At 72.8% G+C, this 15,000-nt stretch carries 11 protein-coding genes; all 11 read left to right on the forward strand.

Going from position 1 to position 15,000, the window contains the following annotated elements:
• Position 1: 1 nt before the first annotated feature.
• The 11 genes from PT931_RS03215 (at position 2) to PT931_RS03265 (ending at position 14,949) form a co-directional block, all read left to right on the forward strand.
• Positions 2-2,317, forward strand: a complete 2,316-nt coding sequence (locus PT931_RS03215) for a penicillin-binding transpeptidase domain-containing protein (protein ID WP_456244197.1) — start codon at positions 2-4, stop codon at positions 2,315-2,317.
• A 76-nt stretch (positions 2,318-2,393) separates the two neighbouring features.
• Positions 2,394-3,917: a UDP-N-acetylmuramoyl-L-alanyl-D-glutamate--2,6-diaminopimelate ligase gene (locus tag PT931_RS03220; protein WP_456244198.1), complete on the forward strand. Its 1,524-nt coding sequence runs from the start codon at positions 2,394-2,396 to the stop codon at positions 3,915-3,917.
• Complete coding sequence (locus PT931_RS03225; RefSeq protein ID WP_456244199.1) at positions 3,914-5,293, forward strand: UDP-N-acetylmuramoyl-tripeptide--D-alanyl-D-alanine ligase; 1,380 nt, start codon at positions 3,914-3,916, stop codon at positions 5,291-5,293. The genes PT931_RS03220 and PT931_RS03225 overlap by 4 nt, the downstream gene beginning before the upstream one ends.
• On the forward strand, positions 5,290-6,411 hold the full coding sequence (gene mraY, locus PT931_RS03230) for a phospho-N-acetylmuramoyl-pentapeptide-transferase (protein WP_456244200.1): 1,122 nt from the start codon (positions 5,290-5,292) through the stop codon (positions 6,409-6,411). The genes PT931_RS03225 and mraY overlap by 4 nt, the downstream gene beginning before the upstream one ends.
• On the forward strand, positions 6,411-7,787 hold the full coding sequence (gene murD / locus PT931_RS03235; RefSeq protein WP_456244201.1) for a UDP-N-acetylmuramoyl-L-alanine--D-glutamate ligase: 1,377 nt from the start codon (positions 6,411-6,413) through the stop codon (positions 7,785-7,787). The genes mraY and murD overlap by 1 nt, the downstream gene beginning before the upstream one ends.
• Complete coding sequence (locus PT931_RS03240; protein ID WP_456244202.1) at positions 7,784-9,133, forward strand: FtsW/RodA/SpoVE family cell cycle protein; 1,350 nt, start codon at positions 7,784-7,786, stop codon at positions 9,131-9,133. Before murD ends, PT931_RS03240 begins: the two co-directional genes overlap by 4 nt.
• Before the next feature lie 10 nt (positions 9,134-9,143).
• Positions 9,144-10,262 carry an undecaprenyldiphospho-muramoylpentapeptide beta-N-acetylglucosaminyltransferase gene (gene murG / locus PT931_RS03245; RefSeq protein WP_456244203.1) on the forward strand — a complete coding sequence of 373 codons (1,119 nt, stop codon included), beginning with the start codon at positions 9,144-9,146 and terminating at the stop codon, positions 10,260-10,262.
• Between the two features lie 37 nt (positions 10,263-10,299).
• Positions 10,300-11,733 (forward strand): UDP-N-acetylmuramate--L-alanine ligase, encoded by a 1,434-nt coding sequence (gene murC / locus PT931_RS03250; protein ID WP_456244204.1) that lies wholly within the window; start codon positions 10,300-10,302, stop codon positions 11,731-11,733.
• Position 11,734: 1 nt separating this feature from the next.
• Positions 11,735-12,490, forward strand: coding sequence for a cell division protein FtsQ/DivIB (locus PT931_RS03255; protein ID WP_456244205.1), 756 nt, complete (start codon positions 11,735-11,737; stop codon positions 12,488-12,490).
• 226 nt (positions 12,491-12,716) lie between these two features.
• Positions 12,717-13,838, forward strand: coding sequence for a cell division protein FtsZ (gene ftsZ, locus PT931_RS03260; protein WP_363728469.1), 1,122 nt, complete (start codon positions 12,717-12,719; stop codon positions 13,836-13,838).
• Positions 13,839-14,064: 226 nt separating this feature from the next.
• Positions 14,065-14,949 carry a YggS family pyridoxal phosphate enzyme gene (locus PT931_RS03265; protein ID WP_456244273.1) on the forward strand — a complete coding sequence of 295 codons (885 nt, stop codon included), beginning with the start codon at positions 14,065-14,067 and terminating at the stop codon, positions 14,947-14,949.
• Positions 14,950-15,000 lie beyond the last annotated feature (51 nt).

Below are 15,000 nucleotides of genomic sequence, written 5' to 3' on the forward strand. Positions count from 1 at the left end.
GGTGGCAACGGATCGCGGCAGGCCCAGAGACCAGCCGCGCGACGACAACGTGGTGCCGCTCCGCCGGGACCGGAGTCCGATCTCCGACGCCCGGCGGTACACCCCTCGGGGCAGGACACTGAAGGAAGCCGGGGACGCGGAGAACACCGAGCGTCCCCGGCTCCGTGTCGTCGCCGACGAGGAGGCCACCGCCCCGCCCCGGCCGCGCCGCCGGGCGGACGCCGGGCGGGAGGCGGACGAGGCCACCGACGCGCGCCGGAGTTCCGGCGCGCGTCGCGCCGCCGAGGCCGACGACGCGGCGCGGTCCGCCCGCGAGCCCGGGCGGGGTCGCGGCTTGGGTCGCGAGGGGGAACGGGACGGCGAGCGCGCCGCCCGACGCACCGGCGAGGCCAGGACCACCGACCGCCCCGCGCGCCCGTCCCGGACCGCCGACGCGAGGACCACCGCCGCGCCCCGCCGCGCCGGCGACGCCCCGAAGAGCCGCGGTACCCGCAAGGCCGTCGAACCGCGCCGGGACGGCGTGCGCCCCCGCCCGCCGGCCGAGCCCCGCCGGCTCGGCAAGCTCGTCAGGTTCTTCACCACCGACTCCACCCGCCCCACCCGGCGGAAGCGGCTGGCCGACCCGCGCCGCCGGCTCCGGGTCAGCGTCGCGATGATCCTGCTGCTGTTCGCCGTGCTGGGGGGCCGGCTGATCCAGCTCCAGATCACCGACGCGGCGGCGTACGCGGCGGAGGGGCTCAGCGACCGGCTCACCCGGCTGATCGTGCCGGCCCCGCGCGGCGGCATCTTCGACCGCGACGGCAAGGTGCTGGTGCACAGCGTCGAGGCCCGGTTCGTGTACGCGGACCCGACCCTGATCGCCGACCCCGGTGCGGTGGCCGACGCGCTGTCCCCGCTGCTGGGCGTGTCGCGTACCGACCTGTCGGCGAAGTTGCAGCCGACGAAGCACGAGGACGGCAAGCCGAACCAGTACGTGATCCTCCAGCGCGGCCTGGACGTGGACACCGGTGACCGGATCTTCGGCCTCAACCTCAAGGGCATCGTCGTCTCCCGGGACACCCGCCGCGAACTGCCGGGCAGCGACCTGGCCGCGAACATGGTGGGTTTCACGGGCCAGGACGGCCGGGGTCAGTTCGGGCTGGAACTGGCCTACGACAAGGTGCTCTACGGCCAGGACGGCAAGCGGGAGTTCGAGACGAGCCGGTCGGGCCAGGTGATCCCGAGCGGGTTCAGCCGGACGATCCCGGCCCGGCCGGGTACGGACCTGCGGCTGACCGTGGACCAGGATCTGCAGTACGAGGCGCAGCGGCTGCTGACCCAGGGCGCGGCGAAGACGGGCGCGGCGTTCGCGTGCGCGGTGGTGATGGACTCCCGGACCGGCGAGGTGCTGGCGATGGCGAGCACCCCGACCTACAACGCGGCGAACCCGCAGGGCCCGCCGCCGCCGGACTCGTGCACCCAGCAGGTCGTCGACCCGGGTTCGGTGCACAAGGCGATCACGATCGGGGCGGCCCTGCAGGAGGGCGCCGTGAAGGCGAACGACCTGGTCGGGGTCACGCCGGAGATCCGCAAGGGCACGCTCCAGGTCCGCGACACGCACCCGTACACCGGTCAGTTGACCCTGCCGGGGATCCTGGCGTGGTCCAGCAACGTGGGGTCCGTCCACATTGCCGAAAAACTCGGACCGCAGAAGTTGTACGAGTACCAGAAGAAGTTCGGTCTGGGCGCGTCCTCCGGCGTCGGTCTGCCCAACGAGGCGCCGGGCATCGTGGCCGATCCGGTCGACTGGACCTCGGAGAGCGAGGGCTCCATCCCGATCGGCATGGGGGTGTCGACGACGCCGCTCCAGATGGCCGGGGCGTACGCGACGATCGCCAACGACGGGCTGTACGTGCAGCCGCATCTCCTCAAGGCCACGGTCGGCGCGGACGGCAAGGTGAAGCCGGCCGCGAAGCCCGCCCAGCACCGCGTGCTCGACCCGGTGCACGCCCAGGAGCTGCGCACCGCGTTGGAGGCGGTGACCACAGCGGACGGCGGTACGGGCCACTCGGCGGCGATCCCCGGTTTCCGGGTCGCGGGCAAGACGGGTACGGGCGCCTACAACGGCAACTACCGGCAGTACGAGGTGCAGTCCTTCATCGGGATGGCCCCGGCGGAGGCCCCCCGGTACGTCGTGGCGGTGTTCACGTACACGCCCGGCAAGGAGGGCAGTTCGATCTGCGGTTCGGTGTTCAAGGACGTGATGAGCTTCACGCTCCGTAAGTACGGAGTACCCCCGAGTGGAACAAACCCGCCAGAGTTCCAGCTACACGGATAAAACACTGTGCGGAGGAGATCACGGAGGGCGTGGTGGTGCGTCGGGCCACCGGCCGGTGCGGGTAGGGTACGGGGCCGTGCCAGGCTACCCACGACCTGAGAACGTCCGCCCCTGTCCGCTGGCGGAACTCGCCGCGCTGGTCGGCTCGACGCCCCCCGTCCACTCCGTGCCGGTCACCGGCGTGACCCTCGCCAGTTCGGAGGTGCGGCCCGGTGATCTGTACGCGGCGCTCCCCGGTGCGCGCCGGCACGGTGCCGAGTTCCTCGCCGAGGCGCGGGCTGCCGGCGCGGTCGCGGTGCTGACCGACGCGGCCGGCGCCGACCGGGCCGCCGAGCAGGGCCTGCCCGCGCTCGTGGTGCCCGATCCGCGCGCGGTGCTCGGCACGGTCTCGGCCCGGGTGTACGGCGACCCGAGCGCGCGCCTGCTGATGCTCGGCGTGACGGGTACGGCGGGTAAGACGTCCACCTCCTACCTGCTGGAGTCGGGCCTGCGCGCCGCCGGCCACGTGACCGGCATGATCGGCTCGGTGGAGACCCGGCTCGGCGACGAGACGATCAGCAGCGTGCGCACCACCCCCGAGGCCCCGGACCTCCAGGCCCTGCTGGCCCGCGCGGTGCAGCGCGGCGTGACGGCGGTGGCGATGGAGGTGTCCAGCCACGCGCTGAAGCTCGGCCGGGTGGGCGCGGTGCGCTACGCGGTCGGCGGCTACACCAACTTCGGCATGGACCACCTGGACCTGCACCTCACGGTCGAGGACTACTTCGCGTCCAAGGCGAAGCTGTTCGACGGCCGGTCGGCGCGCGCGGTCCTCAACCACGACGACCCGGCGCTGAAGGCCCTGCTCACGGCCGACACGGTCACGTACTCGGCGGCGGGGAACCCCGAGGCCACCTGGTACGCGACGGACATCGCCGGCTCGGGCTACGAGCAGACCTTCACGGCGGTCGGCCCGGCCGGCCCGGTGTCGGCGGGCGTGCGCCTGCCGGGCCGGCACAACGTGGCCAACGCCCTGCTGGCGATCGCGATGCTGGTGGAGACCGGGGTGGACCCGCAGGTGGCGGCGCACGGCGTCGCGGCGTGCACCGGGGTCGCGGGCCGGCTGGAACTGGTGGTGGACAAGCCGGTCCTCGGCGTCGTGGACTACGCGCACAAGCCGGACGCGGTCACCGCGGCCCTGGCGGCGCTGCGCGAGGTGACGGCCGGCCGGCTGATCTGCGTGATCGGCGCGGGCGGCGACCGGGACCGGGCCAAGCGGCCGGTGATGGGCGCGGCGGCGGCGGCCGGGGCGGACGTGGTGGTCGTGACCGACGACAACCCGCGCACCGAGGACCCGGCGGTGATCCGGGCGGAGCTGATCGCGGGGATCCCCGCGACCGGCGGTCTCGGCGGCCCGGGCTCCTGCTTCGAGGTCTCGGGCCGTCGGGCCGCCATCGAGGAGGCCGTCCGGATCGCCGAACCCGGCGACACGATCGCGCTGCTGGGCAAGGGCCACGAGAAGGGCCAGGAGGTCGCGGGCGAGGTACTGCCGTTCGACGACCGGATCGAGTTGGCCGCCGCCCTCGGCGAGCGGTTCGGTACCACGACCGGGAGGACCGAGTGATCGCACTGACCCTGGCGGACATCGCGCGGGCGGTGGAGGGCACGCTCGTCGGCGGCGACCCGGAGACCCGCGTGACGGGCCCGGTGGAGCACGACTCCCGCAAGGTCGTACCCGGCGGGCTGTTCATCGCCTTCCCGGGGGAGAAGGTCGACGGGCACGAGTTCGCGCCGGCCGCCGTGGAGCGGGGCGCGGTGGCCGTGATCGGGCAGCGGCCGGTGGACGCGCCGACCATCGTGGTGGACGACCCCCTGCGCGCGATCGGCCTGCTGGCCACCTTCGTCGCGCCCCGGCTGGGGGCCACGATCGTGGGGGTGACCGGCTCCTCGGGCAAGACGACCACGAAGGACCTGATCGCGCAGGTCGTCGCCGAGCTGGGGCCGACGATCGCCCCGGCGGGTTCGCTCAACAACGAGCTGGGTCACCCGTCGACGGTGCTGCGGGCGGACGAGGACACCCGGTTCCTGGTGCTGGAGTACAGCGCCCGGCACATCGGGGACATCGACTACCTGTGCCGGATCGCCGGTCCCCGGATCGCGGCGGTGCTGAACGTGGGCACCTCGCACATCGGCGAGTTCGGTTCCCAGGACAACATCGCCACGGCGAAGGCGGAGCTGGTCGAGGCGCTGCCGGACACCGGCCTGGCGATCCTGAACGCCGACGACCCCCGGGTCCGGGCGATGGCGCCGAGGACCCGGGCGCGGGTGCTGCTGGTCGGCGAGGCGGCCGACGCGGACGTGCGGGCGGAGGACGTCACGGTCGACGACCGGGGCCGGGCGGCGTTCACGCTGGTCACGCCGGAGGGCAGTACCCGTGTGGCTCTGGGGGTCTCGGGGCGGCACCAGGTGGGCAACGTGCTGGTCGCCGCCGCCGTGGGCCGGGAGCTCGGGCTGTCGCTGGCACAGCTGGGTGACATCCTGCCCCGGCTGCGGCTAGTCTCCGCCAGACGGATGGACGTGTTCGACCGGCGCGACGGGGTCACGGTGATCGACGACTCGTACAACGCCAATCCGGCCTCGATGTCGGCGGCCGTGCGCGCGCTCGCGGACATGAGCGGGAAGCGGCGCAGCTGGGCCGTGCTGGGCTACATGGCGGAACTCGGCGCGGAGGAGGTCCCCGGCCACGAGTCGGTGGGCCGGCTCGCCGCCGAGCTGGGCGTGGACCGGCTGGTCGCCGTGGGTGACGGGGCGGGTCCGCTCGCCGACGGCGCCGAGATGGTGGCCGACTGGGCAGGAGAGGCTGTGCGGGTGACGGACCAGGAGGCGGCGATCGCGCTGTTGGACGGGGCACTGAGCCCCGGTGACGTAGTGCTGGTGAAGGGCTCGCGGTACCGGACCTGGCAGGTCGCGGACGCGCTCAGGGAAGGGTTGTCGGCGTGAGGGCCGTCATCGCAGCGGCATTCGTCGCGTTCGTACTGTCGCTGCTCATCACACCGCTCGCGGTGCGGGTGTTCCGGGCGTTGAAGGCGGGGCAGCCGATCCGGGAGATCGGTCCGCAGACCCACCTGGGCAAGCGGGGCACCCCGACGATGGGTGGCGTGGTCTTCATCCTCGCCACGGTCATCGCGTACGGGGCGGGCCACCTGGTGCAGCTCAACATGGGTGCCAAGGGCGGCCGCGAGGACGGGTTCACGATCACCGGCCTGGTGCTGCTGGGCCTGTTCGTGTGCTGCGGCCTGGTCGGGTTCCTGGACGACTGGATCAAGGTCCGGAAGAAGAACTCGGCGGGCCTGAGCAAGAAGGGCAAGCTGTTCGGCCAGATCGCGGTCGGTGGCGTGTTCGGCTGGATCGCGCTGAGCTTCCCGCGCACCGTGCACGGCTACAAGGACTTCTCGCTCACGGTCGGTAGCGAGAACCTGTCGCTGGTCCGGGACATCGACTGGCTGTACACGGGCAAGGTGGCGGCGATCGTCATCTTCATCTTCGTGATCATGTCGATGAGCAACGCGGTGAACCTGACGGACGGGCTCGACGGCCTGGCCACGGGCGCGTCGATCCTGGTGCTGATGGCGTACACGATGATGGCGTTCTGGCAGTACCGGCACTGGTGCCCGGAGTACCCGGCGGCCAAGGCCGGCGCGTACTGCTACGTCTCCCGCGACCCGCTGGAGATCGCGATGGTCGGCGCGGCGGCCGCGGGTGCCCTGCTCGGCTTCCTGTGGTGGAACACCTCGCCGGCCCGGATCTTCATGGGCGACACCGGCGCGCTGGGCCTGGGCGGCCTGATCGGCGGCATGGCGATGGCCACCCGCACCGTGCTGCTCACCCCGATCCTGGGCGCCCTGTTCGTCATCATCACGATGTCGGTCGTGCTCCAGGTGATCTCGTTCCGCACCACGGGTAGACGAATATTCCGGATGTCACCGTTGCAGCACCACTTCGAGCTCAAGGGCTGGAGTGAGGTCAACATCGTGGTCCGGTTCTGGATCATCGCGGGGCTCGGCGTGCTCATCGCGCTGGGCGTCTTCTACTCCGACTTCCTGAGGGCGTACGGCTGATGGGTCCGGAAGTTCCCTGGCGGCCCGAGGGCCGCAGGTTCCTGGTCGCCGGGGCGAGGGTGGCGGGCATCGCGTCCGCCGAGGCCCTGCTCCGGCGCGGCGCGCGGGTCACGGTCCTGGACCGGTCCGCGGGCGACTGGGTCGACCGCCTGACCGCCGCCGGCGCCGAGGTGCTGGTCGGCGACGAGCCGCCGAAGGACCTCCTGGACCGGGTCGACGAGCTGGTGGTCTCGCCGGGCTTCCCGCCGCACCACCCGCTGGCGGTCGCGGCCATCTCCCAGGGCATCGACGTGTACTCCGAGCCCGAGCTGGCCTGGCGGTTGCGCCCGGAGAACGCGGCCCCGTGGCTCGCGGTCACCGGCACGAACGGCAAGACGACCACCACGACGATGCTGGTGTCGATCCTGCGCGCCGCCGGGCTGCGCACCGAGGCGCTCGGCAACATCGGCGTGCCCCTGGTCGACGCGGTGACCGGCGACCTGGACGTGCTGGCCGTGGAGCTGTCCAGCTTCCAGCTGCACTGGTCGAGCACCCTGGCCCCGCAGGCCGGCGCGTGGCTGAACCTGGCCGACGACCACCTGGAATGGCACGGCGACTTCGACGCGTACGCCGGCGCCAAGCGGGCCGTCTGGCGCGGGCCGGTCGCGGTCGGCAACCGCGACGACGCGTACGTGGCCCGCGAGCTGCGGCGGCACGGGGGCCGGGCGATCGGGTTCACCCTCGACGCGCCCCGGCAGGGCGACCTGGGCGTCGTGGAGCACATGCTGATCGACCGGATGGGCGACGGCGACGCGCACGAGATCGCCGTGCTGGACGACGTGAAGCCGTCCGGGCCGCACAACGTGGCCAACGCGCTGGCCGCCGCCGCCCTGGCCCTGGCGCACGGCGTCGACCGGGAGGCGGTCCGGGCGGGGCTGTCCGGGTACACGCCCGAGCCGCACCGCAACGCGCCGGTGGCCACGGTCGACGGCGTGCTGTACGTGGACGACAGCAAGGCCACGAACCCGCACGCGGCGTACGCGTCGCTGCGCTCGTACCCGAAGGTGGTCTGGGTCGCGGGCGGCCAGCTCAAGGGCGTCGACGTCGACGACCTGGTCGCGGCGGTCGCCGACCGGCTGTCCGGGGCGGTGCTGATCGGGATCGATCGGGCCGAGTTGGCCCGGGCGCTGGCGCGACACGCCCCGGACGTCCCGGTCGTCGATGTGCCGAGGACCGATGATGGGGCCATGGCGGAGGCGGTGGCGGCGGCGGCCCGGTTGGCGGCACCGGGGGACACGGTGCTGCTCGCCCCGGCGGCGGCCTCCCTGGACATGTACGCCAGCTACGCGGCCCGTGGCGCGGCCTTCGAGACCGCTGTGCGGGGACTCAGGCAATGACCGCCCCCCGGCTGTCCACGAGCCCCCTGGCGGCGCTGCGTGGGCTGCTGTCGCGGCCCCTGGCGTCCTACTACCTGCTCCTGGCCAGCGTCGGCCTGCTCGTCGCGATCGGCCTGGTGATGGTGTTCTCCGCGACCGGGGTGGACTCGTTCGCGGACACGGGCAACTCGTTCGCGGTGGTCGCCAAGCAGGGCATGTGGGCGATGCTGGGGCTGGTCGGGTTCTGGCTGTTCCAGCGGCTGCCGGTGAACACGTACCGGTCGGTGGGCACGGTCCTGATGGCCGTGGCGATCCCGGTGCAGCTGTTCATGCTGATCGGCGGCGAGATGGGCGGCAAGCTGGCCTTCGCCGGCATCGCGGTCGACGAGAAGGCCAACTGGCTGCACATCGGGGCGTTCCAGGTGCAGCCGGCGGAGTTCGCGAAGCTGGCGCTGCTGCTGTGGGGCGCGGAGATCCTGGTCCGCAAGCGCGAACTGCTCGGCGACCTCAAGGAGCTGGTGGTGCCGCTGTTCCCGGTGGCGGGCCTGCTGCTGGCCCTCGTCGGGTACCACGACCTGGGCACCATGCTGTCGATGCTCACCATCTTCGGCGCGCTGCTGTTCATCGGCGGCGTCCGGGCCCGGATCCTGGGCCTGCTGCTGGGCATCGCGGTCGCGGGCGTGCTGGTGCTCATCTTCGTCGGCAACGAGTACCGGGGCGCGCGGCTGGCCTCGTTCCTGCACCCGGAGCGGATGAAGGACGGCGACGGCTTCCAGGCCATGCAGTCGTACTTCGCGATCAGCAACGGCGGCTGGTTCGGGGTGGGCCTCGGCGCGGGCAGCCAGAAGTGGGGCTACCTGCCCGAGTCCGCCAACGACTTCATCTACGCCGTGATCGCCGAGGAGCTGGGCGTCGTCGGCTGCATGGTCGTCCTGGCCCTGTTCGCCGTCCTGACGTACGCGGGCCTGCGGATCGCCCGCCGGGTGACCGACCCGTTCCGCCGGCTCGCGGCCGGGGCGGCCACGATCTGGCTGTCCGGGCAGGCGATCCTGAACATCGGGGTCGTGATCGGCCTGATCCCCATCACGGGCATCACGCTGCCGTTCATCTCGGCGGGCGGCAGTTCGCTGGTGGTGTCGGTGGCCGTCGTGGGCATGCTCGCGTCGTTCGCCCGGGCGGAGCCGGACGCGGCCGCCGCGCTGCACGCCCGGCCCCCGGGGAAGTGGGGCCGGATACTCTGGGCACCGCTGCCGCCCCTGACCTCCGCCGGACCCTCCGAGCGGAGAGGGGACGCCGGATCTCCGGCCGGCGGGGCCTCCCGCCCCCGTCAGCGCAGCGGTTCGACGACGCAGGGCCGATCGAAGTGAAGGACAGCGCATGAGGTCAGTGGTTCTCGCCGGCGGCGGCACCGGGGGACACATCTATCCGTTGCTCGCGTTCGCCGACTGTCTGCGGCGGCACGACCCGAACATCCGGATCACCTGCCTGGGTACGCCGCGCGGCCTGGAGAACGAGATCATCCCGGCGGCGGGCTACGACCTGCGGAACGTCCCGGCGTACCAGTTGCCGCGCTCGGTGAACGTCGACCTGCTCAAGACCGCGCCCCGGATGTACCGGGCGATGCGCGCCACCCGCGCGATCCTCGACGAGGTCCAGGCCGAGGTCGTGGTTGGTTTCGGTGGTTATGTCTCGGTTCCGGCGTACCTGGCGGCGTGGCGGCGGCACACCCCGACCGTGATCCACGAGGTCAACGTGCCCCCGGGCGTCGCCAACAAGATGGGCATGAAGATCGGCGGGCACATCGCCCTCGGCTTCCCGGCCCAGCTCAAGGTCCCGTTCCTGGCCGGCGGCCGCGTCGTCGGCGTGCCGCTGCGCACCTCGATCACCCGGCTCGACCGGGCGGCCCGGCGCGCCGAGGCCCGCGCGCACTTCGGGCTCGACCCCGACCGGCCCACCCTGTTCGTGTTCGGCGCCTCGCAGGGCGCCCGGCAGATCAACCTCGCGATGGCCGGGGCCGCCAAGGCGGTCACCTCCGCCGGGTACCAGGTCCTGCACATCACGGGCGCCCGCCAGGACGAGCCGGTGGAGATCCCGACCGGCCTGGACGCGCCGTACGTGACCGTCGAGTTCCTCAAGGAGATGGAGCTGGGGTACGCGGCGGCGGACCTCGTCCTCTCCCGGGGCGGCGCGATGACCTGCGCCGAGGTCGCGGCCCTGGGCCTGCCGACCATCTACGTACCCCTCCCGTTCGGCAACGGCGAGCAGCGCCGCAACGCGCTCCCCGTCGTCGAGGCCGGGGGCGGCATCCTGGTCGACAACGCCGACTGCGTGCCCGCCTGGGTCGAGTCGACCGTCATCCCGCTGCTCGGCGACCGGGCCCGGCTCGACGCGATGAGCGCCGCCGCCGCCGGGTACGGCCGCCGCGACGGGGACGAGGCCCTGCTGTCCTATGTCCAGGAGATCGTCGCCACCGCGCCGCGCGGGAGCGCGGCGTGAGGGCCGTCGAGCTGTCGAACGAGCAGAATGGTGCATCGTGAAGTCCCTGATCGACGACGGAGTCACCGCTGAGGACCTCGGCCGGGTCCACCTGATCGGCATCGGCGGGGTCGGCATGAGCGGCCTGGCCCGCCTGCTGCTCACCCGGGGCGTGCCGACGTCCGGTAGCGAGCTGCGCGAGTGGCCGTCGCTGGTCGGCCTGCGCGCCCTCGGCGGCGTGATCCACATGGCGCACGTCCCCGAGAACCTCCGCGACGTGGACACCGTGGTGTACTCCACGGCGATCCCTGAGGACCACCTGGAGCTCGTGGAGGCGCGCCGGCTGGGCCTGCGGATCCTGCACCGCTCGGAGGCCCTGGCGGCCACCATGACGGGCCGGAGGACCATCGCGGTGGCCGGCACCCACGGCAAGACCACCACGACGTCCATGACGACGCTGATCCTCCAGCACTGCGGGCAGGACCCGTCGTTCTGCATCGGCGGGGAGAGCTCCGAGGCGGGCTCCAACGGGCACCACGGCACCGGCGAGTACTTCGTCGCGGAGGCCGACGAGAGCGACAGGTCCTTCCTGAGGTACCGGCCGCACGTCTCCCTGGTCACCAACATCGACGCCGACCACCTGAACACGTACGGCGACCTCGACGGGCTGGCCGAGGGGTTCGCCGAGTTCTGCCGGCAGACCACCCCGGACGGCTTCGTGGTCACCTGCGCCGACGACGTCCGGTGCCGGAGCCTGGCCGACCAGCTGCGCGCCGAGGGCCGCCGGGTGTTCACGTACGGCGAGGCCGCCGATGCCGACCTGCGGATCGCCGACGTCACGTCCGACTCCGCCGGCGCCCGGTACCGGGCCTGGCTGGACGGCGAGCCGCTCGGCGAGATCACCGTGCCGACCCCGGGCCACCATATGGCGCTGAACTCCGCCGCCGCCATGCTCACCGCGCTCCGGCTCGGCCTGCACGCCACGTGCGTGGTGGAGGGCCTGGCGGCGTTCCCGGGGGTCCGCCGCCGGTTCGAGCTCAAGGGCACCGCCGACGGCGTCCGGGTCTACGACGAGTACGCCTACCACCCGACCTCGATGGACGCCGCGCTGCGCACCCTGCGCGGCGTGGCCGGCACGGGCCGCCTGATCGTGGTCTTCCAGCCCTACCGCATGTACCGGACCCGCGACTTCCAGACCGAGATCGCCGCCGCCCTGTCGCTGGCCGACGAGGCCGTGGTGATGGAGGTGTTCGGCCCGGGCGAGGTCCGCGAGCCGGGCGAGGGCGGCGCGGCGCTGACCCGCGCGGTGGCGCTCGCCGACGACCGCAAGGTCTTCGTGCCGTCCTGGTCGGACGTGCCCGCCGAGGTGGCCCGCCGGGCCCGCCAGGGCGACGTGGTCGTGACCATGGGCGCGCCGCCGATCTCGCTGCTGGGCGACGAGCTGCTGGCGGCACTGTCCACCCGCGGCGCGGACCCCGGACCCGGGGCCTGACGTGCCCCGGCGCTGGCAGCTGGTCCGGGCCCGACGCGAGGCGGTGCCGGTCTCCGTGCGCCGGTTCGCCGCCCGGGCCCGCCAGCGCCGGCTGAACACGGCCCGGCCGTGGCTGTTCGTGGCCGCCGGCCTCGTCGTCCTCGCCCTGCTGACCTGGGGCGTCTACGGCAGCCCGTTGCTCTCCGTGTCCGAGGTGCGGGTGCGCGGCGCCGCGATCCTCAGCCCGGAGCAGATCCGCGAGGCGGCCAAGGTCGCGCCCGGTACGCCACTGGCCAGAGTCGACACCGCCGGGGCCGAGCGCCGGATCGCCGAACTGGCCCCGGTGGAGCGGGTGGACGTGTCCCGGTCGTGGCCGAGTGCCGTGGTGGTCACCGTCACGGAGCGTAGGCCGATCGCGGTCGTACCCCAGGACAAGGCCTTTGGTCTGCTCGACCGCGAGGGCGTGTTGTTCCAGGTGGTCGCCGCGCGGCCCGCCGGCCTGCCGCTGATGAGACTGCCCAGTCCGGGGCCCTCGGATCCGACCACGCAGGCCGCTTTGCGGGTCCTGTCGGCTTTGAGTCCTGAACTGCGCTCCCAACTGGGTACTCTGGAGGCCGAGTCGGTCACCAGGATCCGGCTGGAGCTGGCCAAGGGGCGTTCCGTGGTCTGGGGCGACGCCGAGGCCAGCGACAAGAAGTCGCGTACCGCGACGCTGCTGCTCGGCCGTCCTGGTGCGGTCATCGACGTCAGCGCGCCGGACTTCCCCGTGATGCGGTGATCTGTTCCCGGAGTTCGGAACAAGATCCGCGACACGCCGGGGGATGTCTTTGGTTTGGGGCCGGATGCGGAATACGTTCCGGGCCAGTACAGGAAGTTGACATAACTGTAAGTCTCTAGTAGAGAGTTAGAGTTTTGTCCTTCGCCACAGACGGCACGGGGGGAAGCGTGCACCACGCGGGCACCCTGAACGGGCGAGCAGATCACCTCGAAGGGATGGCAGACCGATGACAACTCCGCACAACTACCTCGCGGTCATCAAGGTTGTCGGGATCGGCGGGGGCGGCGTCAACGCCGTCAACCGGATGATCGAGGTCGGCTTGAAGGGCGTCGAGTTCATCGCGATCAACACCGACGCGCAAGCGCTGTTGATGAGCGACGCCGACGTCAAGCTCGACGTGGGTCGCGAGCTCACCCGGGGCCTCGGCGCGGGCGCGAACCCCGACGTCGGCAAGAAGGCCGCCGAGGACCACCGCGACGAGATCGAGGAGGTCCTCAAGGGGGCCGACATGGTCTTCGTGACCTGCGGCGAGGGCGGCGGCACGGGCACCGGCGGCGCGCCGGTCGTCGCGAGCATCGCCCGCAAGCTCGGCGCGCTCACCATCGGCGTGGTCACCCGGCCGTTCTCGTTCGAGGGCAAGCGCCGGCAGGTCCAGGCCGAGTCGGGCATCGACGACCTGCGCAACGAGTGCGACACCCTCATCGTCATCCCGAACGACCGCCTCCTGGCGCTCGGCGACCGGTCGATGTCGATGATGGACGCGTTCCGCCAGGCCGACCAGGTGCTGCTGTCCGGTGTCCAGGGCATCACGGACCTGATCACCACGCCGGGCCTGATCAACCTCGACTTCGCCGACGTGAAGAGCGTCATGTCCGGCGCGGGCAGCGCGCTGATGGGGATCGGCTCCTCGCGGGGCGACTCCCGCGCGGTCGAGGCCGCCACGGCCGCGATCTCCAGCCCGCTGCTCGAGCAGAGCATGGACGGGGCGCGCGGCGTCCTGCTGTCCATCGCCGGCGGCTCCGACCTCGGCCTGTTCGAGATCAACGACGCGGCGCAGCTCGTCACCGACGCGGCGCACCCCGACGCGAACATCATCTTCGGCGCGGTCATCGACGACGCGCTCGGCGACGAGGTCCGGATCACCGTGATCGCGGCGGGCTTCGACGGCGGCAGCCCGGCGTACAAGCCGGCCGAGCCGGCCCGCAAGGCCCCGCAGCCGGTCGAGCAGTCCGCCCCGTCGAACGTGACCCCGGTCCGCCCGGCGACCCCGGCTCCGACCCAGCCGGCGCCCCGCCGGGTGCTGTTCGACGACGTGGACGTGCCGGACTTCCTGAAGAACGGTGCCTGAGCTGTTACCTGAGGAGACGCCGGTGGGCGGCCGCGGGCCGGGCACCGGAGAGAACGAAGCGACACAGGTCGAGCCGTCGGGGGTTCCCGGCGGCTCGTCCGCTGCCGCCGACCGGTCGGGTCGCCCGGCCGAGGGTGGCGCGGACGCCGGCGAGGGCTCCTCCGGCTCCGGGCACGACGCCCGGGGTGCGGGCCGCTCGGCCGGCGGGGGCGTGGGCTCCGGCCCGGTGGGTGCGGAGGGCCTCGGCCCGGAGTCACCCACCGACAGTGCGGGGGGTGACCGGCGCCGGGAGCTGGCCGACGGGCTGGCCCGGGTCCGGGCACGGATCGACGCGGCCTGTGTCGCCGCCGGGCGCGATCCCGGCGAGGTCACCCTGGTCGCGGTCACCAAGACGTATCCGGCCAGTGACGTCGTGCACCTGCGGCACCTCGGGGTGCGCGACGTGGGGGAGAACCGCGACGCCGAGGCCGCCCCGAAGGCGGTCCTGGTCGCCGAGGCGCTGGCCGGGGAGGGTCCCGGCCCGGCGGAGTCCGGTGCCGGGCGTCCCGGAGGCGGGCTCCCCGGCGTGGCCCCGCTCGGCGACGGGCGTCCCGGGGGCGGGCTCCCGGGCCCGGCCCCGCTCGGTGCCGGGCCGCCGACCTGGCACTACATCGGGCAGCTCCAGCGCAACAAGGCGCGCTCCGTGGTCCGGTACGCGGACATGGTGCACTCCGTGGACCGCCCGGCCCTGGTGGAGGCTCTGGCCGCCGCCGTGGCCCGGGAGCGCCCGGACCGTCCGCTCGACGTCCTGCTCCAGCTGAGCCTCGACGGGGCGGTCGGCCGGGGCGGCGTACCGGAGCCGGAGCTCGCGGCCCTCGCCGACGCGGTGCTGGCCCGCCCCGAACTGCGGCTGCGCGGACTGATGGCGGTGGCTCCGCTGGACTGGGAGGCGGCGCGGGCGTTCGGCGTTCTCGCGGAGTACACCTCAAAGTTTCTTGTCGGATATCCGACAGCCACCGTGCTGTCGGCCGGTATGAGTGGCGATCTCGCCGAGGCCATTGCGTTCGGTGCCACTCATGTGCGTGTCGGCAGCGCAATCCTCGGAAGCCGACCGCCGGCTGGGTTAGCCTGAACGAGCATCGAATCACATCGGTGTGATTAACAGACCAACGTTTGCGAGGGG

The sequence above is a fragment of the Longispora urticae genome, from assembly GCF_053902585.1.

What these genes read in the sequence shown, in the direction of transcription:
- murD (WP_456244201.1), top strand. Translation starts at nt 6,411, where the DNA reads ATGGGTCCGGAAGTTCCCTGGCGGCCCGAGGGCCGCAGGTTCCTGGTC.
- PT931_RS03240 (WP_456244202.1), top strand. Translation starts at nt 7,784, where the DNA reads ATGACCGCCCCCCGGCTGTCCACGAGCCCCCTGGCGGCGCTGCGTGGG.
- murG (WP_456244203.1), top strand. Translation starts at nt 9,144, where the DNA reads ATGAGGTCAGTGGTTCTCGCCGGCGGCGGCACCGGGGGACACATCTAT.
- ftsZ (WP_363728469.1), top strand. Translation starts at nt 12,717, where the DNA reads ATGACAACTCCGCACAACTACCTCGCGGTCATCAAGGTTGTCGGGATC.